Annotated in this window: 16 protein-coding genes; 10 read left to right on the top strand and 6 right to left on the bottom strand. The window is 58.7% G+C overall.

The features are described from left to right. Positions 1-135: 135 nt before the first annotated feature. Together B3N48_RS02895 and B3N48_RS02890 are read right to left on the bottom strand one after the other, a co-directional pair. Positions 136-1,629: a CoA-acylating methylmalonate-semialdehyde dehydrogenase gene (locus B3N48_RS02895; protein WP_296179128.1), complete on the bottom strand. Its 1,494-nt coding sequence runs from the start codon at positions 1,627-1,629 to the stop codon at positions 136-138. Between the two features lie 64 nt (positions 1,630-1,693). Then, the gene (locus B3N48_RS02890; RefSeq protein WP_296179127.1) at positions 1,694-3,040 is read right to left on the bottom strand and encodes an aspartate aminotransferase family protein; all 1,347 of its coding nucleotides are present in this window, start codon (positions 3,038-3,040) and stop codon (positions 1,694-1,696) included. 137 nt (positions 3,041-3,177) lie between these two features. Between B3N48_RS02890 and B3N48_RS02885 the strand changes: the two genes are divergently transcribed. From B3N48_RS02885 to B3N48_RS02860, 6 genes are all read left to right on the top strand, one after another. Further along, complete coding sequence (locus B3N48_RS02885) at positions 3,178-4,098, top strand: LysR family transcriptional regulator (protein WP_296179126.1); 921 nt, start codon at positions 3,178-3,180, stop codon at positions 4,096-4,098. 260 nt (positions 4,099-4,358) lie between these two features. Further along, positions 4,359-5,738, top strand: a complete 1,380-nt coding sequence (locus B3N48_RS02880; protein WP_296179125.1) for a uracil-xanthine permease family protein — start codon at positions 4,359-4,361, stop codon at positions 5,736-5,738. Between the two features lie 84 nt (positions 5,739-5,822). Next, positions 5,823-6,482 carry a TetR/AcrR family transcriptional regulator gene (locus B3N48_RS02875; protein WP_296179124.1) on the top strand — a complete coding sequence of 220 codons (660 nt, stop codon included), beginning with the start codon at positions 5,823-5,825 and terminating at the stop codon, positions 6,480-6,482. A gap of 36 nt (positions 6,483-6,518) precedes the next feature. After that, positions 6,519-7,112: an IMPACT family protein gene (locus B3N48_RS02870; RefSeq protein WP_296179123.1), complete on the top strand. Its 594-nt coding sequence runs from the start codon at positions 6,519-6,521 to the stop codon at positions 7,110-7,112. A 315-nt stretch (positions 7,113-7,427) separates the two neighbouring features. Further along, positions 7,428-8,114 (top strand): SDR family oxidoreductase, encoded by a 687-nt coding sequence (locus B3N48_RS02865; protein WP_296179122.1) that lies wholly within the window; start codon positions 7,428-7,430, stop codon positions 8,112-8,114. Between the two features lie 242 nt (positions 8,115-8,356). Next, positions 8,357-9,712 carry an 8-oxoguanine deaminase gene (locus B3N48_RS02860; protein ID WP_296179120.1) on the top strand — a complete coding sequence of 452 codons (1,356 nt, stop codon included), beginning with the start codon at positions 8,357-8,359 and terminating at the stop codon, positions 9,710-9,712. Between the two features lie 55 nt (positions 9,713-9,767). Here B3N48_RS02860 and B3N48_RS02855 read toward each other — a convergent pair whose 3' ends face one another. After that, positions 9,768-10,859 carry a calcium:proton antiporter gene (locus B3N48_RS02855; protein ID WP_296179119.1) on the bottom strand — a complete coding sequence of 364 codons (1,092 nt, stop codon included), beginning with the start codon at positions 10,857-10,859 and terminating at the stop codon, positions 9,768-9,770. 238 nt (positions 10,860-11,097) lie between these two features. On the opposite strand from B3N48_RS02855, the gene B3N48_RS02850 reads away from it, so the two are divergent. Next, the gene (locus tag B3N48_RS02850; protein WP_296179117.1) at positions 11,098-12,051 is read left to right on the top strand and encodes an adenosine deaminase; all 954 of its coding nucleotides are present in this window, start codon (positions 11,098-11,100) and stop codon (positions 12,049-12,051) included. A gap of 88 nt (positions 12,052-12,139) precedes the next feature. Here the strand turns inward: B3N48_RS02850 and B3N48_RS02845 are convergent, their stop codons facing one another. Next, positions 12,140-12,832 (bottom strand): ArsR/SmtB family transcription factor, encoded by a 693-nt coding sequence (locus tag B3N48_RS02845; protein WP_296179115.1) that lies wholly within the window; start codon positions 12,830-12,832, stop codon positions 12,140-12,142. Positions 12,833-13,515: 683 nt separating this feature from the next. Then, the gene (locus tag B3N48_RS02840; protein ID WP_296179113.1) at positions 13,516-14,724 is read right to left on the bottom strand and encodes a multidrug effflux MFS transporter; all 1,209 of its coding nucleotides are present in this window, start codon (positions 14,722-14,724) and stop codon (positions 13,516-13,518) included. A gap of 228 nt (positions 14,725-14,952) precedes the next feature. Here B3N48_RS02840 and B3N48_RS02835 point away from each other — a divergent pair, with 228 nt between their 5' ends. Both B3N48_RS02835 and B3N48_RS02830 read left to right on the top strand, forming a co-directional pair. After that, complete coding sequence (locus tag B3N48_RS02835) at positions 14,953-15,312, top strand: hypothetical protein (protein ID WP_296179111.1); 360 nt, start codon at positions 14,953-14,955, stop codon at positions 15,310-15,312. A gap of 102 nt (positions 15,313-15,414) precedes the next feature. Beyond that, positions 15,415-15,918, top strand: coding sequence for a GreA/GreB family elongation factor (locus B3N48_RS02830; protein ID WP_296179110.1), 504 nt, complete (start codon positions 15,415-15,417; stop codon positions 15,916-15,918). A gap of 113 nt (positions 15,919-16,031) precedes the next feature. Here B3N48_RS02830 and ettA read toward each other — a convergent pair whose 3' ends face one another. Next, on the bottom strand, positions 16,032-17,696 hold the full coding sequence (gene ettA, locus B3N48_RS02825; RefSeq protein ID WP_296179109.1) for an energy-dependent translational throttle protein EttA: 1,665 nt from the start codon (positions 17,694-17,696) through the stop codon (positions 16,032-16,034). Between the two features lie 415 nt (positions 17,697-18,111). Here ettA and B3N48_RS02820 point away from each other — a divergent pair, with 415 nt between their 5' ends. After that, entirely contained in the window at positions 18,112-21,948 is a 3,837-nt protein-coding gene (locus B3N48_RS02820; RefSeq protein WP_414704183.1) for a bifunctional diguanylate cyclase/phosphodiesterase, read from the top strand. Positions 21,949-22,054: the final 106 nt, after the last annotated feature.

Raw genomic sequence — 22,054 nt, 5'->3', positions numbered from 1 at the left:
TGGGGCGAATTATAGAGACATCCTGAGGAGCGTCAAGCACTTATTTGAAATTAGCTGCGAATTTCAGCCTAGAACTGCTAGTGGCGGGCATCAGCCGCCTCTAGCAGCGCAAAGTTAAGGGCGGACAGCAGATCCTCAAAGGCTTGGAAATGCAAACTGGGAGGCTTCATGGCTGGCGCGCTGGGGCCAACGCTGAGTTATAGCCTTGCGCCGCGTATAAAAACGTACGCCATCCGGACCATACGCGTGCAAGTCGCCGAACAGCGAACGCTTCCACCCGCCAAAGCTGTGGTAGGCCACCGGCACTGGCAACGGCACATTGACGCCGACCATGCCCACTTCGATCTCATCACAGAACAGACGCGCCGCTTCACCGTCGCGTGTGAAGATGCAGGTGCCATTCCCGTATTCATGATCGTTGATCAGTTGCATGGCGTCTTCGAGACTATTGACCCGGACGATACACAGCACCGGGCCAAAAATTTCTTCTTTATAAATGCGCATCTCAGGGGTGACCTGATCGAACAGGCAGCCACCCAGGAAAAAGCCCTGCTCATTGCCAGGGACCGTCAACCCGCGGCCATCAACCACCAGTTTGGCGCCCGTTGCTACACCATCTTCTATATAGCTACTCACTTTGTCGCGATGCTGTCCCGTGACCAACGGCCCCATGTCCAGGCCACACTCGGTGCCGGCTCCGATTTTCAGCGACTTGATTTGCGGGACCAGCTTCGCCACCAGTGCGTCAGCCACTTGGTCACCCACGCACACCGCCACAGAAATGGCCATGCACCGTTCGCCGCACGAACCATAGGCCGCACCCATCAGTGCGCTGACTGCGTTGTCCAGATCGGCATCCGGCATCAAGACGGCGTGATTTTTCGCGCCCCCTAGCGCTTGAACGCGCTTGCCCCGCGCGGTTGCTTCTTTATAGATGTACTCGGCGATCGGCGTAGAGCCGACAAAACTCAGTGCCTTGATCTCCGGTGCCTCGATCAGCGCATCGACCGCCGCCTTGTCGCCATGGACCACATTGAGCACGCCGTTCGGCAGGCCAGCTTCATGCAGCAGTTGAGCAATCAACAGCGTCGAACTGGGATCGCGCTCGGATGGCTTGAGGATGAAGCAGTTGCCGCAGGCAATCGCCAGCGGGTACATCCACAGCGGCACCATGGCCGGGAAGTTGAACGGCGTGATGCCTGCGACGACCCCCAACGGTTGGAAATCGGACCACGCATCAATGTTCGGGCCGACGTTTCGGCTGTACTCGCCTTTAAGAATCTCAGGTGCTGCGCTGGCGAACTCAACGTTCTCAATACCGCGCTTGAGCTCACCCGCCGCATCTTCCAGCGTCTTGCCATGTTCTTCACTGATCAACTGAGCAATACGCGATTCGTTCTGCTCCAACAATTGCTTGAAGCGGAACATCACCTGCGCACGTTTGGCAGGTGGGGTATTACGCCACGAAGGGAACGCCGCTTTCGCTGAATCGATCGCTTGCTGAACGGTGTCCCGACCCGCCAACGGCACCTTGTGAATTGCCTGGCCGGTGGATGGATTGAAGACATCGGCAGTGCGACCTGTGTCGCTGACCAATTCACCATTAATAAGGTGTTGAAGGGTGCTCATGCTTGACTCCGAAAATAGTGGTTCACAAGCCAGCCGACGCTGCGCCTGTTTCAATCTGAAAAAATCAGTCGATCTGATTAAGCGCTTCGCCGACTGCATCGAACATACGGTCCAGATCCTGCGGATTGCTGTTGAAGGTTGGGCCAAACTGCAACGTATCGCCGCCGAAACGCACATAGAAACCAGCCTTCCACAACTTCATCGCGGTCTCGAACGGTCGGACGATAGCGTCGCCATCGCGGGCCGCGATCTGGATGGCGCCAGCCAAACCGTAGTTACGGATGTCGATGACGTTTTTGCTGCCTTTAAGACCGTGCAACGCGTTTTCAAAATGTGGCGCGGTCTCGGCCACCTGTTGCACAAGGTTCTCGCGCTGGAGGATTTCCAGTGCCGCCAGGCCCGCCGCGCACGCCACTGGATGCGCGGAATAGGTGTACCCATGGGGAAATTCCACGGCGTATTCAGGTGTCGCCTGATTCATGAAGGTCTGGTAGATCTCGCTGCTGGCAATGACAGCGCCCATCGGAATCGCCCCATTGGTGACTTGTTTGGCGATGCACATCAGATCGGGCGTCACGCCAAAGCTGTCGGCGCCGAACATCGAGCCAGTCCGACCAAAGCCGGTAATCACCTCGTCGAAGATCAGCAGAATGTTGTGCTGGTCACAAATGTCGCGCAGGCGCTTCAGGTAGCCCTGTGGCGGAACGATCACGCCTGCTGAGCCAGCCATTGGCTCGACAATCACAGCTGCAATATTAGAGGCGTCGTGCAGTTCGATCAGCTTGAGCATCTCGTCGGCTAACGCGATGCCACCCTGCTCGGGCATACCGCGCGAGTAGGCGTTGCTGGTCAGCAGGGTATGAGGGAGGTGATCGACATCCATCAGCTGGCCGAACAGTTTACGGTTGCCGTTCACGCCCCCCAGGCTGGTGCCCGCGATGTTCACACCGTGATACCCCCTGGCGCGACCGATCATTTTGGTCTTGGTCGCCTGCCCTTTCAGGCGCCAGTAGGCACGCACCATCTTCACAGCCGTATCAGCGCATTCGGAGCCCGAGTCGGTATAAAACACGTGGTTCAAGTTGCCTGGTGTCAGGTCGGTGATCTTTTCAGCGAGCTGGAACGACAGCGGATGACCGAATTGGAAGCCAGGGGAATAGTCGAGCGTGCCCAGCTGTTTGGCGACTGCTTCCTGAATTTCCTTGCGGGTGTGCCCGGCACCGCAGGTCCACAGGCCCGAGAGGCCATCGTAGATTTTACGGCCCTTGTCGTCTGTCAGATAACTGCCCTGCGCCGCAACGATCAGTCGGGGATCGCGCTGGAAATTGCGGTTTGCGGTGTAAGGCATCCAGTGCGCGTCAAGCTTTAGCTGACTGGCGAGGGACATATCGGACGATTCGGGCATGTTCATTGGCGTTAACCTCACAGGGACGTGGGTGGTCGGTCTTCAAGTGCCCTGAAGCCAAACCGGATTGCGGCTACGTTGCCACGGGAATAAAGTCGCTAAAATTCTGCTTTTATGATCTTTAGTTACTGGACCACTAAACAATGAGCACACGCCGTCCCGCCCCACTCGCGCAGGTAAGCGACTTTGACATTCGCTTGCTGCGCATCTTTCGAAGCGTCGTCGAATCAGGAGGGTTCTCTGCCGCGGAAAGCGCTTTGGGCATCGGGCGTTCGGCGATCAGCCAGCAGATGAGCGACTTGGAACAACGGCTGGGCTTGCGCCTGTGCCAACGGGGTCGTGCGGGTTTTTCGCTGACTGAGGAAGGCCGCGAGGTGTATCAGTCATCGCTGCAGCTTCTGAGCGCACTCGAGAGTTTTCGTACAGAGGTCAATGGCCTTCACCGACACCTGCGCGGAGAGCTGAACATCGGACTGACCGACAACCTCGTCACTCTCCCCCACATGCGCATCACCCACGCGCTGTCGCAGCTCAAGGAGCGCGGGCCGGACGTGCACATCAATATCCGGATGATCGCACCCAACGAGGTCGAGCAAGGTGTGCTTGATGGCAGCTTGCACGTCGGCGTTGTGCCCCAGGCCAATGCGCTCTCGGGCCTCGAGTACCAGCCGCTCTACAGCGAGCGTTCATTGCTGTATTGCGCGGTGGGCCATCCCCTTTTCTATGTTGACGATGCACAACTCGGCGATGAACGCTTGGGCGAACAGGAAGCGATCGCCCCGACGTTTCGACTGCCGGCGGATATTCAAGCGCACTACCAAGCACTGAAATGTACAGCCAGTGCGTCGGACAGGGAGGGCATGGCGTTTCTGATCCTGACGGGTCGCTACATCGGCTATCTGCCGGATCACTATGCAACGTTCTGGGTGCAACAAGGGAGACTGCGGGCGCTGAAGCCTCACGCGCGCTTTTACGACCTGAGCCTTGTCACTGTCACTCGCAAAGGCCGTCGCCCTCATTTGGTGCTGGAGAGTTTTTTGCAGAGCCTGGCTGCCACACGATGAGGCCTTTGCCTGACGCCGGACCGTTTGGCAGCGGACACAAAATCGCTCATAAGAAACTTAACCAGTTGATTTAGCTAAGTATTTAGAAATACTCGCGCTTCGTATCTGATCATCTGGACAGGTTTTTGCAGTGAAGGCTTCCTAGAAAGGTCAACCGCCCTAAGGCCCCCACACGAGCACAATAGCGATAAAAGGTATTCGTGATGTTTCAGGGGGACAGGGGCCATGGAATAAGCCAAACCCAGAACCGAGAGTCCAGCATGCCATCCGAAACGCCCGACAATAATGATTTGATTTACGGCCTCAATGACCGTCCCGAATTCGCACCCGCCATGCTGGCGGCGCTTCAACACGTACTGGCCGCATTTGTAGGCATCATCACCCCGCCGCTGATCATCGGCTCAGCACTGGGACTGGGCACATACTTGCCCTACCTGATCAGCATGGCGCTAATGGTTTCGGGTGTCGGCACATTCATACAGGCACGTCGTCCATTTCGCATTGGCGCGGGGATGATTTGCCTGCAAGGCACCAGCTTTGCGTTTCTCGGCGCTGTCTTATCTGCAGGGTTCATGGTCAAGCAACGGGGCGGGAGTCCTGAAGACATCATGGCGATGGTGTTCGGCGTCTGCTTTTTCGGGGCTTTCGTGCAAATCGTACTCAGCCGATTCATCGGCCACCTGCGCCGCGTGATCACCCCGCTGGTGACCGGGATCGTCATCACGCTGATTGGCATCAGCCTGATCAAGGTTGGCGTAACCGATCTGGGCGGCGGCTTCAACGCCCCTGATTTTGGCGAGCCGATCAATCTCATACTGGGCGTGTCGGTGCTGCTGGTGATCATTCTGCTCAACCGCTCTAACACGCCGTGGATTCGTCTGTCGTCGATCATCATCGGGTTGGCAGTGGGCAGTGTCGCGGCCTGGCTCAGCGGCAAGCTCGTCTTGCAGTCGATTGCCGATGTGGCGTTGATCAGTGTTCCTACACCCTTCCGGTTTGGTTTTAGTTTCGACTGGGCGGCTTTCCTACCCATCGCGCTGATTTATCTGATCAGCAGCATCGAAACCGTAGGTGACCTGACCGCCAATTGCATGCTCTCTCGAGAACCTATCAAAGGCCCCGCTTACCTTGCTCGACTCAAGGGCGGCGTGTTGGGCGATGGGGTGAGCTGCATGATCGCGGCGACATTCAGTGCCTTTCCAAACACCACGTTCGCGCAGAACAACGGGGTGATCCAACTGACAGGCGTGGCCAGCCGCCACGTCGGTCTCTACATAGGAGCGATCCTCTTTTTGCTCGGACTTTTCCCTATCATCGGTGCGATGCTTCAGCAGATTCCCAAACCAGTGCTAGGCGGCGCCACGCTCGTGATGTTCGGCAGCGTCGCAGCAGCAGGCGTGCGTATCCTCGCGCGATCACCGCTGGACCGACGCAGCATGCTGATCATCGCAACGTCATTTGGCGTCGGGCTGGGAATTGCCGCTCAACCCACGCTGCTGCAACATCTGCCAACCTTGGTGCAAAACCTGTTCGACTCTGCGATTACCAGCGGTGGTCTGACCGCGATCGTGATGTGCCTGGTGCTGCCTGAGGGCACTGATGCCCGCGCAGAGGAGGAAATGGAAGCACTAGAGCACTAATTTCCAACGCGAGTGCTTGTCGGATCGTCGCGGGTGCGTTATCTGTTCACCCCGTCGCACCCAATGATCCGTCTGGAACCGCACATGGCCCTTGAAGTCCCTGCTCACAGCGTCAGCGCCACTAAACCGGCGAGCCGTATTCGTCAAAAGAATGAAGAAGCGATCATAAAAGCTGCCGAGGACGAGTTCGCTCGCCACGGGTTCAAAGGCACCAGTATGAATACGATCGCCCAGAACGCCGGGCTGCCCAAAGCCAACCTGCATTATTACTTCACCAATAAGCTGGGCCTGTACATCGCGGTCTTGAGCAGCATCATTCAATTGTGGGACAGCACGTTCAACAATCTGAAGGTCGAGGACGACCCGGCTCAGGCATTGGCCGACTATATACGCGCGAAAATGGAGTTCTCCCGTCGCCAACCGCAGGCCTCGCGCATTTTCGCGATGGAGATCATCAGCGGTGGCGAATGTTTGAACGAATATTTCAGTCAGGATTACCGAGCCTGGTTTCAGGGCCGTGCGTCGGTGTTTCAGGCGTGGATCGACGAAGGGAAAATGGACCCCGTCGACCCGGTTCATCTGATTTTTCTGCTGTGGGGCAGCACCCAGCACTACGCCGACTTCGCCACTCAGATCTGTCAGGTCACCGGGCGCTCGCGTCTGACCAAGCAGGATATGGAAGACGCGGGCACGAATCTGATCCGCATCATTCTCAAGGGTTGTGGGCTGACGCCTCCAATCTGAACGTACGATAAGTCCTGATTCTCAGCCGGAACCGTCATGCCCTCGACCCTCATCGGCCCTTGCGAATTCCGCGAAGAGATTCGCAAGAGCCGCTTTATCACCCTTGCGGCACCCATCAGCAACCCTGCCGACGCGCAGGCGTTCATAGAGCAAAACAGCGATCTCAATGCGACTCACAACTGCTGGGCCTGGAAGCTGGGCGCGCAATATCGCAGCACTGACGACGGCGAGCCCGGCGGCACTGCGGGTCGCCCCATTCTTGCGGCCATCGAGGCCCAGGATTTCGATCAAGTCGTGGTTTTGGTCATTCGCTGGTACGGGGGCATTCAGTTGGGAACAGGCGGACTGGCCCGAGCGTATGGCGGCGGCGCTAATAAATGCCTGCAACACGCCGAACGTCTGCCGCTGATCGATCGGGTGCCGCTGATATTCGATTGCACCTTCAGCGAACTGGCGCTGGTCAAGCTGCGATTGGCTGAATTGAACGGGCTGGTGCAGAACGAGACCTTCACGGCGGTGGGCGTAGAGTTGTGTGTCGCATTAGGGCCCGAGCAGATCGATACCTTTCAACGGCAACTGTCAGACATCAGTCGCGGGCGCATTGTATTGCAGCGGGAAGAGCCTGAATGAAGCGCGCTTTGTTAGCGCAGGCCTCGCACTGTTGCCCACATCTACTGTGCACCCGCCTGTGGACAAGCTGAGCACATCGGGCTACACGCCTTTATACGCGGGACCTCCGCGCGCTTGATCACTTTTTGACCAAGCTACTTATCCACTGATAGAAATCGCTCTGCACCGTGTTGCCGAATTGCCGAATTGCCGAATTGCACCTTGGACTACCGGAAGCGGGACCTATCGGCCATTGCGCCGGAAAAAACAAATTCCCCCGGACGAATGCGGTCAACTCTGCTTAGTCGTCCATTTCGTTCTGAAGGAGTGACATTCATGTCTGCAAAAAAAACCGCACTCATCATCGGCGCCTCACGTGGCCTGGGGCTTGGGTTGGTGCAACGCCTGACCGAACAGGGCTGGGACGTCACGGCGACCGTTCGTGATGCGCACAAGGCCGATGATCTCAAGGCCGTTCCGGGTGTGCATATTCAAACGCTGGATCTGGACGAACAATCATCGCTGGAAGTGCTTACGCACAATCTAAAAGGTCAGGTGTACGACCTGCTGTTCGTCAACGCGGGCATCATGGGGCCGCTGCACAACTCGCCTACTGATGCCACCGCAGGCGAGCTGGGGCAGCTGTTCCTGACCAACGCCGTAGCACCGATCCGCCTGGCCAAACGGTTTGTCGATCAGATTCGCCCCGGAACCGGAATCATCGCATTCATGAGCTCGGTTCTCGGCAGCGTGGCAATGCCCGACGCCCCGGAAATGGCGCTGTATAAAGCGAGCAAAGCCGCCCTCAACTCAATGACCAACACATTCGTGACCCAACTGAGCGAGCCGAAACCTACGGTGTTGTCGGTGCATCCGGGCTGGGTCCGCACGGCCATGGGCGGCGAAGGCGCGGACATCGATGTGGAAACCAGTGTGCGTGGAATCGTCGAGCAGTTGGAGCGCTTCGCCGGGAAGGGTGGACACCACTTTGTGAACTACAAGGGTGAGACGATTCCCTGGTGATTGATCGCTAGTGAACCCGTTCATCGGCGGTGGCAACTTCAGTCATGCCACCGCCGCGCACAAAGCAAACGCTGCCCAGCAGCGGTGCCATAGAATTCGAGGCGCTGCCTTGCATCGCCTCCATGCATGCTTCTAAACTCCGCTCCCTTGATCGCGGCCAATCGTGTTGCGACGACCCTGGATCAGCAGACAGGGCAAAACTGAGCTGGCGACCTGAACCCCATTTTCAGAGGAGCCGGCCCATGCCTGCGATCCGTATCTGGTTGAAAAATCCCCTCGCCGTGTTTACCGCCAACGACCTCGACGCCCGGGGCGGACTGGTGGTGGAAGACGGTGTGATCGTCGAACTGCTCACGTCTGGCCAGTCGCCTGCGCAGCCCTGCGACCACGTCTTCGATGCGCGTGATCACGTGCTGTTGCCGGGGCTGATCAACACGCACCATCACTTTTATCAAACCCTCACCCGAGCGTGGGCGCCAGTGGTCAATCAGCCGTTGTTTCCCTGGCTGAAAACGCTGTATCCGGTATGGGCGCGTTTAACGCCGGAAAAGCTGGCGGTGGCCAGCAAGGTCGCGTTGACCGAGCTGTTGTTGTCAGGCTGTACGACCGCTGCGGATCATCATTACTTGTTTCCAGACGGCCTCGAGCAGGCGATCGATGTCCAAGTCGAGTGCGTGCGGGCATTGGGCATGCGGGCCATGCTGACACGCGGTTCGATGAGCCTCGGCGAAGCGGATGGGGGCCTGCCGCCGCAGCAGACCGTGCAACAGGGCCAAGTGATTCTGGAGGACAGTCAGCGGCTGATCGTTCGTTATCACGAACGGCATGAAGGTGCGCAGATTCAGATCGCTCTGGCGCCCTGCTCACCGTTTTCCGTGACCACGGAAATCATGACCGAAAGCGCGGCATTGGCCAAAAAACTCGACGTTCGGCTCCACACGCATTTGGCTGAGACTCTGGATGAGGAGGACTTCTGCCTGCAACGGTTTGGCCTGCGTACCGTGGATTATCTGGACAGCGTGGGATGGCTCGGGCCGCGTACCTGGCTGGCGCACGGCATTCATTTCAATGAGCAGGAAATCGCTCGACTGGGTGCGGCGGGCACCGGTATTTGCCATTGCCCAAGTTCGAATATGCGCCTGGCATCTGGCATCTGCCCGACGCTCGATCTGACCGCAGCTGGCGCGCCGATCGGACTGGGGGTCGACGGTTCGGCCTCCAACGATGGGTCGAACATGATCCTCGAAGCGAAGCAGGCCTTGTACCTGCAGCGGCTGCGCTACGGGGCGGAGAAGATCACGCCGGAAGTCGCATTAGGCTGGGCGACGCGTGGCTCGGCGAGGTTGTTGGGCCGCAGCGATATCGGCGAACTGGCGGTAGGCAAGCAAGCGGACCTGGCACTGTTCAAACTGGATGAACTGCGTTTCTCCGGCAGCCATGACCCCTTGTCGGCGCTGCTGCTATGCGGCGCTGATCGTGCGGATCGGGTAATGATTGGCGGGGAATGGCGGGTGATCGACGGCCAGGTCCAAGGGCTGGATCTGAAGGGCTTGATCGCCGATCACCGGCAAGCCGCGGCGCAATTGATCCGGGCGTAGCACGAAGCCCAGATGCCGGCGCCTGAGCATTCGTGGCGCCGGCCCCTGACGTGTCTTACAACCCCAACAACGACAACATGATGAACGTCGCGAACAGCACGAAGTGAGTCATGCCTTCGATGGCGTTGGTTTCGCCATCGTTGAGGTTGATAGCGCTGATAAGCAAGGTGATGAAGATCATGACCGTTTGCACCGGGGTCATCGCCATCTGAAACGGCTGGCCGGTGTACAGCGCCATGGCCTCCATCACGGGAACCGTAAGGATCACCGTCGACAACGATGCTCCGAGCGCAATGTTGACCACCGACTGCATCCGGTTGGCCAATGCAGCCCGCAGCGCCGTCAGAATTTCTGGCGCCGCGGAAATCGCAGCCACCAGAATCGCGGTCACAACGGGGGGTGCGCCACTGCCTTCCAGCCCCAGGTCGACCGTCTTGGACATCACTTCCGCCAGCGCACCAATGACCACCACGCCGAACACCAGGATGCCGATGGACAGCGACAGATTGACTGCTTCGGCGGCATGTTCAGGTTGATCCTTGCGGCGTTTCTTGTCGGGGTAGCTGTAGCTGAAGAAGTAGCTGTGCGGCCCCACTTGCATGCGTAGAAACAGCGCGTAAAGCAGGATCATCGCGCCAATGGTGAAGGCCGAGTACACCTTCCAGTTCGACTCGGGAATGAACTCGGGCACCACCATCGACACGGCCATCGCTGTCAAAATCATCACGCTGTATGACCGCGCCGAGTCATCGTTGTAGGACTGTTCCCCGTGCTTGAGGCCGCCCATCAACGCCGCGAGGCCGAGGATACCGTTGATGTCGAGCATCACCGCTGAATAAATCGTGTCGCGCACCAGCGTTGGGGAAGGCTCGTTGCTCATCATGATCGCCAGGATGACCACTTCCACCAGCACTGCCGACAGCGTCAGGATCATCGTCCCGTAGGGGTCGCCCACCTTTTCCGCGAGCAACTCGGCATGGTGCGCCACCCGCATCGAAGCGCAGACAATGAACCCCACCAACGCAATCCCCGCAATCAGCGCGATCGTATTGCCGTGGCTGAGCAATTGATGCTCGAAGGGGTAGGCGAGACAGGTCGCGATCACCGCCAATAGAAGAAACTTTTCCTGCTTGAGAAGGGTGCCCATCGTTGCCTCTTTTCCTGCGACCGATGCCGCACATCCGTGAAGTGATTACTGCTTAAGGCGTTGAGAGTGCGTGTTGTAAACAAAGGTTTCAAGACACTGACTCGGGGCATCGCGATCACGGGCCACAGCGGGTGCAATATCGTGGCTGATCGGAACCTGAACCTTTCGGTCAGGTTTTAACCAGCAGCAGTGCCTGACTCTGTAGAATGCCGGTCATTGCCCTGATGAGAAAACGCACATGTACGACTGGCTGAACGCCTTGCCCAAGGCTGAACTGCACTTGCATCTAGAGGGCTCCCTGGAGCCTGAGCTGCTCTTCGCCCTGGCTGAACGCAACAAGATCGCCCTGCCATGGACCGACGTTGAAGCGCTGCGCAAGGCTTACGCGTTCAACAATCTGCAAGAATTCCTCGACCTCTATTACCAGGGCGCGGATGTGCTGCGCACCGAACAGGATTTCTATGATTTGACGTGGGCCTACTTGCAGCGCTGCAAGGCCCAGAACGTCATTCACACCGAGCCTTTTTTCGATCCGCAGACCCACACCGACCGGGGCATCCCGTTCGAGGTGGTCCTCAACGGTATCGCCAAGGCACTGAAGGATGGCAAGGAACAACTCGGCATCGGCAGCGGCCTGATCCTGAGCTTTTTGCGTCACCTGAGTGAAGAGGAAGCGCAGAAGACCCTGGACATGGCCCTGCCCTATCGCGACACCATCGTTGCCGTCGGGTTAGACAGTTCGGAGATGGGCCATCCGCCGAGCAAATTTCAACGGGTGTTTGATCGCGCGCGCGGTGAAGGTTTCCTGACCGTCGCGCACGCAGGTGAAGAAGGCCCGCCCGAGTACATCTGGGAAGCTCTCGACCTGCTGAAAATCCAGCGCATCGACCATGGCGTGCGGGCCATTGAAGACGAACGGCTGATGCAGCGGATCATCGACGAGCAAATCCCGCTGACCGTTTGCCCTCTGTCCAACACCAAGCTGTGCGTGTTCGATCACATGGGCCAGCACAACATTCTCGACATGCTAGAGCGCGGCGTGAAGGTGACCGTCAATTCCGATGACCCGGCGTATTTCGGCGGTTACGTGACGGAGAACTTTCATGCCCTGCACGAACATCTGGGCATGACGCAAGACCAGGCAAAGCGCCTGGCGCAAAACAGTCTGGATGCGCGACTCATAAAGCGCTGAGCACCGCCACCCTGAAGAGGCTCCCTGTGGGGCGGATCGACCCGCTCCCGCAGTCAGGGCCTCACGCCAGGGTCACCCTTGAGGCCAATCAGGCCGCTGCCGCGATCTTGCTGATTTCCCGCTGCCCGTTGGATGACACTTGCAACGTGCTGGCTTCTTCCGTGGCGCGCAGCCACCCTAGCTGCATGAACAATTGCAGCAGCCCCGCCCCCACCGCTCCACCCAAATGGGGATTCACGTCGCTGCAATCGACACAGGCGCACACGGTTTCGCGCTGCCGGTGGGCCAGTGCCGGCACGAAAATGCCTCGCTCGGCGAATCGGGAGATACCGACACTGGTCACTTCAAGCCGCTGGTCACATTGTTCGATCCAACCGGCGCCGAGCAACCGTTGATACAGTTCCGTCGCCAATTCGCCGCCCAGATGGTCAGAACACACGCTGGCGCGTCGCAATGGCAACGGGGGCAGAGGTTGGGCGACGCTGCGGCTGATCACTTCGGCGCTGATCATCGAGGCACTGGCCAATGCCTGGACTGCGGTACCGACTTCCGGCGCAGCCAGCCGGAAAAAGCGCTTTTTGCCACGGGTTTCCAGCCTGAGCAAACCTCCCGCAGCCAGCCGTGCCAGATGTGATCCTGCCGAAGAGGTGGACAATCCCACCAACAGTGCCAATTCATCCGCCGCCCGAGAAGCGCCATCCATCAATGCCCACATCATCGCGCTGCGTTTTGGGTCCGCCAGCAGTGCGGCAATCTGGCTGATGCAAGGTGCATGTTCCATGTTTTCACTCCCTGTTGAAACATTCGTCTAACGGTGACCGGGTCGCCACGTATCGTAAACAATTAACAGTGTTGCCAAGCCCCATGAGGGGTCTTGATTTACGTCACATTTTGAAAACTTCGCATAACGGCCTGTTGTCAGGCAGTACAGATTTGCTTGCGCAATCGCAACAGTTCAACGTCTCGTCATTAAATCGCATCCACAGTGGTGGCGTAGTATAAGCGCTGCTTCAGGATAGAAAATCGACTTGTCGATGCTCGCTACCGAAGTTTGTCAGCATTGCCGGCAAATCGTTGAGCAAAGGTTGCTCCTTCGACACTGTTGAATACACATTCAACAATCGTCGATATGCACGACTAATAAGGCGTTCAGGCGTTTCGCACTGCGATGGCGGCAAGGTGGGCGAGGCAAATGCCTACAACAAACTCTCCAAAAACTCTCAAAAAAAACATCCCTCAGTCTAATGCCGTCGAGTGCATTAATGAGGTCGAAGTGCAGTGATGCGCGCCTTGAAAAAATGAGCTGTAAGAAACGTCTATTTTTGCAGTAGTAAATGCCAACATATTAATTTGAATCGTCTACAGACCGAACACGACTAAACAGGTCTGACTCCCACCTGCTTTGTATATGTCACTGGCTTGCCTGCGACGCTTAGAGTGTCGCAGGCACTGTTCGAATGCTTGTCAGATGCGGACGTCCACGTGAGGAATCGCGGTATCGCGTTTGATCTGCGCACGCCGGGTAATCGTCGCCAATCCTGCCGCCAGCACGCCGCACAGCGTAATGACGACCGCCATGGGAACCGCTGTTCCATCGTGAAGCACACCGACCAATGCAGCCGCGCCCGCGGCCACACTGAATTGCAGACAGCCCAGCAAAGCCGAGGCACTGCCAGCCCGCTTGCCTTGTCCCGCCATTGCGCACGCGGAAGCATTGGGAATGATGCACCCCAGGCTGGCGATGTAGACAAACAGCGGAATCAGCAGCGGCCATAGCTGTTCGGTGTGCAGGGACGCAATCACCAGCAAGACGACGGCTGCAGCCAGATAAAGCCAGACCGCACGAGACAGCAGCTTCGCCGGGCCAAACCGTCCTACCAGCCGGGCATTGACTTGCGCCACCAGAATGAAGCCTGCGGCGTTGGTGCCGAACAACCAGCCGTAGTGCTCGGCAGGTACGCCATAGAGCTTGATAAATACGAAAGGCGAGCCCGCGATGTAGGAGAACATCCCGGCTATGGCGATTCCGCCGGTCAGGGCATGGCCGAGGAAGATCCGGTCACCGAACAGCGCCCAGTAAGACCTCAGCGCTCCGGACAGCGGCGGCCGGGGATGCCCGGCCGGCATACTTTCTGGTAATCCCAACGCCACCGCCATCGCCGTGAGGGCGCTGAACAACGTCAGTGTGAGAAAGATCGCTTGCCAACCGTACACGTTGACCAACAGCCCCCCGAGCATCGGGGCCAGGATCGGCGCCAACCCCATGACCAGCATGAGTTGCGAGAACACTTTCGCCGAGTCCACGGGGGAGCAGTTGTCGCTGACGATCGCGCGAGAAAGGACCATGCCTGCACATCCGCCCAATGCCTGGACGAAACGCGCGGCAATCAGCCATTCAAGGCTTGGTGCGAACGCACACGCCAGGGAGGCCAGCGTGAACAATCCCACGCCGAACAAGAGCGGGATTCGCCGCCCGAACCGATCCGCGATCGGACCATAAGCCAGTTGCCCGATGCTCAGCCCCAGGAAGTAGGACGCCAAGGTCATCTGGACGTGTCTTTCGTCCGTTCCGAACGCCAACGCCATCGCGGGAAAACCAGGGAGGTAAAAGTCGATGGCCATCGGGCCAAATGCGCTGAGGGCGCCGAGAATAAGGATCGTTCTGAGGTTCATCAATCTTCCTAAGCCGTTTTACGCAACGCGGTAGTTTAGCAACCTGATATGTTTTCTGAGTGTCGAGGGGAAAATGACTAAACGTTTTTTCGGAGGCTTGGCCGTCAGGCGGAAAATGGGAACTAACGCCACGCGACCGAGCATCGGTTAATGGATTTCTCACACGCCTTTTACAAATAACTCACGGATCCGCTTCTAGACTTTTTACATGAGTCGAGGGAAACGGAAATGAACACACGTTGGGTTACGCTGTGGTGCTGTTTGGCGGTCGCCGGTTGTCAGTCTACCCATGACCAGTTAGTCGCCGAGGGTTACCCCCCTGCATTCGCAGACGGGTTTCAGGACGGTTGCGGAAGCGGTCGACAGTCCATCGACCCCATTAAAGGCCAGTACAAGAAAGATGTTCAGCGCTTCTTGCGCGACACGATTTATGCGCAGGGTTGGAGCGATGGGTTCAATCAGTGCAGAGGTCAATTGGCCAATCGCAATCTTCAGGATCAAGGCAGAGACAGTATTTGGAACGACCGCGACCGCGCGTGGGAGCAGCAGAAAACCCAGGATGCGGCCAAGGCGTATCGCTCCCACTGACCAATGCGTCGTGATCACGCGTGCGACGAAACTTGTGCACTGACCACATGGCCCAACCGTTATGACAGCGCTACAACAGCGCAATCAAATAGGGAGCACGCCATGAGTCGGGCCTTCGTCAATGAAGACCACGCCGCCGCGCAGGCCAGCCAACCGGTGGAGCGGCAGATCAGCACAACCCCCAATTACGTCACCGCCCGTGGGCTCGTTCAATTGCAGGCTCAAGTTGCTGCGCTGCAGGCGCAACACAGCGAGCAATCGTCATTGGGCGACCGGGCAGACAAACAGCGCCTGGCCGATATCGAACGCGACCTACGTTATTTCAATCAGCGCGTGCAGAGCGCGCAGGTGGTCACAGGGGCGATGTCGACCGAAAAAGTACAGATCGGTCATTGGGTAACGTTCGTTGATGAGGACGATCGTCAGCAACGCGTGCAGTTGGTGGGTGAGGATCAGGCCGATGCGACGAACCAGCTGATCAACTGGGCGTCGCCGCTGGGCAAGGCGTTGCTGGGTGCACAGGAAGGGGATGAAGTGACATGGAGGCGTCCGGCGGGTGATCAGGTGATTGAGGTGGTGCGGATCGAGGCGGACGTCGTTGAATGATGAGGCGCCCATGGAGGACCTCGTAGGCTGCCGATGAATGGCTGACTGCCGATCCCTCATCCATAAAAACGGAGCCCGAAGACTCCGTTTTCAGTGAGACCGATCCAGAAGAATCAGGCCAGTTTCTTGTGACGCACGCGGTGCGGCTGGGCAGCGGCTTCGCCAAGACGTTTCTTGCGGTCGGCTTCGTACTCGGTGTAGTTGCCTTCGAAGAACACCGCTTGCGAGTCGTCCTCGTACGCGAGGATGTGCGTCGCGACACGGTCCAGGAACCACCGATCGTGGGAGATCACAATCGCGGCGCCTGGGAAGTCCAGCAGTGCTTCTTCCAGAGAACGCAAGGTTTCAACGTCGAGGTCGTTGGACGGTTCGTCGAGCAGCAGGACGTTGCCGCCCTCTTTGAGTGTCAGCGCAAGGTGCAGACGGCCGCGTTCACCACCGGACAAGTCCTTCACGAACTTCTGTTGATCGCCACCCTTGAAGTTGAAACGGCCTACGTAGGTGCGCGACGGAATCTCATAGTTGCCGATCTTGATCTGATCGGAGCCATCGGAAATCTGCGCGAACACGGTTTTGCTGCCGTCGAGGTCGTCGCGGCTCTGGTCGACGCACGCCAGCTGCACGGTTTCGCCGATTTCGATCGAGCCCGAATCCGGCTGCTCCTTGCCCATCAGCATGCGGAACAGTGTCGACTTACCGGCACCGTTGCCCCCGATCACGCCAACGATGGCGCCTTTGGGCATGGAGAACGACAGGTTGTCGATCAGCACGCGATCGCCGTAGCCCTTGGTGACGTTCTTGAATTCGATGACCTTGTCGCCCAAGCGCGGACCGGCGGGAATGTAGATTTCGTTGGTTTCGCTGCGCTTCTGGAATTCCTGCGACTGCATTTCTTCGAAGCGCTGCAAACGTGCCTTGGATTTGGACTGGCGCGCCTTGGCGCCCTTGCGCACCCACTCCAGCTCTTCCTTCATGGCCTTTTCGTGGGCCGATTGCTGCTTGGACTCCTGCGCCAGACGATCGGACTTGGCTTCCAGCCAGCCGGAGTAATTGCCCTCGTACGGAATACCGGCGCCGCGGTCGAGTTCCAGAATCCAGCCGGCGACGTTGTCCAGGAAGTAACGGTCGTGGGTGATCGCGACCACAGTGCCCGGGAAGTCGTGCAGGAAGTGTTCGAGCCAGGCAACGGAATCGGCGTCCAGGTGGTTGGTCGGTTCGTCGAGCAGCAGCATGTCGGGCGCGGACAGCAGCAGGCGGCAAAGGGCCACGCGACGCTTCTCACCACCGGACAGGTGTTCGACCTTGGCGTCCCAGGCCGGCAGACGCAGCGCATCGGCGGCGACTTCCAGTTGGCGCTCAAGGTTATGGCCGTCGCTGGCCTGAAGGATGGCCTCGAGCTTGGCCTGTTCGGCCGCGAGCTTGTCGAAGTCAGCGTCCGGCTCGGCGTAGGCGGCGTAGACCTCGTCCAGACGCGCCTGAGCGTCCTTGATCACGCTGACCGCTTCCTCGACCACTTCACGTACGGTCTTGCTCGGGTCCAGTTGCGGCTCTTGCGGCAGGTAGCCGACGTTCAGTTCCGGCATCGGGCGCGCTTCGCCGTCGAACTCGGTGTCGACCCCGGCCATGATTTTCAGCAGTGTTGATTTACCCGAGCCGTTGAGGCCGAGTACGCCGATTTTGGCGCCCGGGAAGAACGACAAGGAAATGTTTTTCAGGATTTCCCGCTTCGGCGGAACAACTTTGCTCAGCCGATGCATGGTGAAGACGTATTGGGCCATGGAATGAAAACCTGGTTAGGACTGTGAATAAAGGCGCGAGCCCGGTTTGGCGTGCAAACCCGGAGCCCCGTCGCAAAACAGCGATTATTTAATCCTGCGACTTGTTGTGTAACGCATCCGCGCCTTGAATGAAGGGAAGCACGAACAGAATAGTCGCGACAAAACTTCCGAGTATCGGTCGTCAAGCTGGAGCATTGTTTGCAAGGACTGAGGCAAATTGCAGAAAACCGGCTTGCAGATTCGGGCACATCGCGCGTGGCGCAAAGCTACCCGAATGCAGTCGAGAGGGCAAACCGTGCGGGCCTTAAAGGCTGGCACTTAGCCACAACTCAGGGCATGCTAGGCGCCATTTAAGCGCCAAGCTTATTGTGCATTTCGCACCCGCTGATTCAGTCCAGCAGTCAGGATCGCCAGTTTGTCCACACCATCACCCATTTCCCCCCTGCGGTCTCCCAAACGCGCGACGGCCGCAGCTTTCCGAAGCTCGCCCAAGGGTGCGCTGGCCGTGCTGGTGCTGCTGATGCTTGCGCTGTTGATCTGGCAGCTCTTCGAACAGTTTCAACAGACGCAAGATCGTCAACGTCAGCGCAGCGTCGACTACAGCATGCAGTTGGCCGATCGCCTGAGTTTGAACATGGCGCTCAATGCGCAAGTTGCCCTGAACATTCTGGACGATGCAAAAGGCGAGTCCCCCCTCACCGACCAACGGACCGCGACACTCGATCGCCTGCGCAAAGCGCTGCCAGGGATGCGCAGTGTCGCGTGGTTGGATGCGGGCGCGAATGTGGCCTCCGACAGCGCGCCGAGCAGCGCGGACGCCAGCTTTTTGACTCAGCAGCGCGAGCGCATCGACGATCGCACCTACTATTACGCGGACGCGCCGGACGGCTCGACGCTTTACCTGTTCGTCCGTCAGCCTGGCAGTCGGGAAGACAACCATTGGGTCATTCGGCTCGATCCCCAGACGATGAACGCCCTCACCCGCCAAAGCGAGCAGGATTTTCGGGCGAGCTGGCGGCTGGAAAATCGCACCAGCCAGCGGGTCATCTATGCCGACGCCGCAGCCGAGGATCAAGCCGACGGCACGGCCCAGACCGTGTTGCTCGAACCCCTGACCAACAGTGACTGGCAACTGCGTGGCCTGTTCGACCCCAACAAGGCGCGTCAGGCGCTGATTGGGCCGCTGGTGGGCAAATGCCTGATCGCGCTGCTGTGTTCCATTGTGCCGCTGTTGGCCCTGCGCAGCCTGAGGCGCCGCCAGTTGCAGCTGCATGAAAGCCGTCGTCGCTACCAGGATATTTTCGAGGGCACTGGCGTGGCCCTGTGCGTGCTGGATCTGTCCGGCCTGCCGGAGTATTTCAAGCACCTGCAATTGACCTCCAGCGATGACCTGCACCAACGGCTGCGGAATCACCCGGACCAACTGCCCGCCCTGTTGCGTCAGCTGCGCATCACGGAAGTCAATCAGGTGGCGGCCACGCTGCTGAACGTCGGGTCGTCTGCGCAGGCCTGGCAGCACTTGATCGAGGGTTGCCCTCGCTCGCAGACAGGGATCGGCGTACAGCTGATCAGCGCCGTGCTTGACCGCCTGCCCCAACTGGAACTGGAAATCCTCCTGCCCAACGCTGACGGCAATGAGCATCACCTGTGGCTGGTGGTCCGACTGCCCGAGCAGCCCGAGGACTTCAACGCCGTCATTCTGAACATCAACGACATCACCAACCGCAAGCAGACTGAACTGGCCCTGCAGGAGCGTGAAAGCTTCTGGTCGGACGTGGTGCGCACCGTGCCCGATCATTTGTACGTGCAGGACGTGATCAGCCGCCGCATGATCTACAGCAACCACCATCTGGGACAGACCCTCGGCTACAGCAAGGACGAGCTGCAGCAGATGGGCGAGTATTTCTGGGTGATGCTGTTGCACCCGGAAGACACCGAGGCCTATGAGCAGCTGCGTCTGGCCCGCAGCGAAGAAGGCCACAAAGCCCTTACCCAATGCCAGCTGCGCTTCAGAAACCGCGACGGTCACTGGCGGCGTTTCGATATCCGCGAGCAAGCGCTTGAGCTGGACAAGAACGGCCGGGTCACGCGCATCATCGGGGTTGCCAAGGACATCACCGAACAAATCGAGGCCAGCCAGTCGCTGCGGGACAGCGAACAGCGTTATCGGATGTTGGCGGAAAGCATCAGCGACGTGATTTTTTCCACCAACCCGAAGCTGCGCCCCAACTACGTCAGCCCGTCGGTCAACACCGTCCTGGGTTACAGCGCCGAGTGGATACTGACCAACGGCTGGAATTCGATCTTCGCCAATCCTCAGCAATTGGCGAATCTTCAGGGCCTGCTGCACCGTATCGGCAAGGCGCTCAACAAGCCCGAATCGCTGGCGGCGTTGCGCAACGAAATCACCACGCAGCTGTATCTGTTCGACTGCCTACGCGCTGACGGGCGCAAGATCCCGGTCGAGTTGCGGCTGGTATTGCTGTGGGACGAGTCCGGTGGCTTCGAAGGCATTCTCGGCGTAGGTCGTGATATCAGTCAGCAGCGTCGCGCGGAAAAAGACCTGCGCATGGCAGCGACGGTATTCGAACACTCGACCTCGGCGATTCTCATCACCGACCCCGCCGGTTATATCGTGCAGGCGAACGACGCATTCAGCCGCGTCAGTGGTTACGAGATGTCGCAAGTACTCGACCAACTCCCCATGATGTTGACCGTCGAAAACCAGCAGGAAGCCCAGTTGGGGTACATCCTCAAGCAGTTGCATCAACGGGGCAGTTGGGAGGGAGAGCTGTGGCTGAAGCGTCGGGATGGCGAGCATTATCCGGCGTGGGTCGGCATCACCGCAGTGTTCGACGACGAAGGCGACCTGGCCAGTTACGTGTGCTTCTTCAGTGACATCAGCGAGCGCAAAGCCAGCGAGCAGCGCATTCATCGTCTGGCGTATTACGACGCTCTGACACACTTGCCAAACCGCACGCTGTTTCAGGACCGCCTGCATACGGCGCTGCAGCACGCCGAACGCCAGCAGGCGTGGGTGGTGCTGATGTTTCTGGACCTTGACCGCTTCAAGCCGATCAACGACTCCTTGGGTCATGCCGCCGGCGACCGCATGCTTAAAGATATGGCCGCGCGGCTTCTGGAGTGCGTGGCCGACGACGACACCGTCGCACGCATGGGCGGCGACGAATTCACCCTGCTGCTGCAACCGGGCGCGACACAGCAGGCGGCGTTGACCCGCGCCATCCACGTGGCTGAGCAGATCCTCGCCAGTCTGGTCAAACCGTTCGTGCTTGAAGGCCGCGAGTTCTTCGTCACGGCCAGTATCGGGATTGCCCTCAGTCCGCAAGACGGCAATGAGCTCAGCCAGTTGATGAAAAACGCCGACACCGCGATGTATCACGCCAAGGAGCGCGGCAAGAACAACTTCCAGTTCTATCAGGCGGACATGAATGCCAGCGCCCTGGAGCGGCTGGAGCTGGAAAGCGACCTGCGTCACGCGCTGGAGCAGGAGGAATTCACCCTTTATTACCAACCGCAATTCAGCGGCGACGGTAAGCGCCTGACCGGGACCGAAGCCCTGTTGCGCTGGCGCCATCCAACCCGTGGACTGGTGCCGCCCGGGGATTTCATTCCGGTGCTCGAAGAGCTGGGGCTTGTGGTCGAGGTCGGTGAATGGGTGATCAAGGAAGCCTGTCGTCAGTTGCGCGAATGGCACAAGGCGAAGGTTCGTGTGCCAAAGGTCTCGGTCAACATTTCCGCGCGCCAGTTCTCCGATGGACAACTCGGGATGCGCATCGCCAACATTCTTCAGGAGACCGGGCTGTCGCCTGCCTGTCTGGAGCTTGAGCTGACGGAAAGTATCCTGATGCGTGAGGTCAGCGAGGCCATGCAAATCCTCGACGGTTTGAAGCGTTTGGGGCTGAGCATCGCCGTCGACGACTTCGGTACGGGTTACTCGTCGTTGAACTACCTCAAGCAGTTCCCCATCGACGTGCTGAAAATCGACCGTACATTCGTCGACGGTTTGCCCTCGGGCGAGCAAGACGCGCAGATCGCCCGCGCAATCATCGCCATGGCCCATAGCCTGAACTTGGCGGTCATCGCCGAGGGCGTCGAAACGTACGAACAGCTGGAATTTCTGCGCGAGCATGGTTGCGACGAAGTGCAGGGCTACCTGTTCGGTCGTCCGATGCCGGCACAGCGGTTCGAGGCGCAATTCAGCAATGATGCGCTGTTCATGCTGGATTGACGGAGAAACGACTGCCGCTGCATTCCTTGTGGGAGCCGGCTTGCTGGCGAATGCGGCAGGTCAGACACTGTGATGTCGAATGGCACACCACTTTCGCCAGCAAGCC

The organism is Pseudomonas sp. UBA1879, from assembly GCF_002338065.1.
GTDB lineage: Bacteria > Pseudomonadota > Gammaproteobacteria > Pseudomonadales > Pseudomonadaceae > Aquipseudomonas.
The sequence above is the reverse complement of the archived record's forward strand: the minus strand, read 5'-3'. Positions and strand labels throughout refer to the sequence as shown.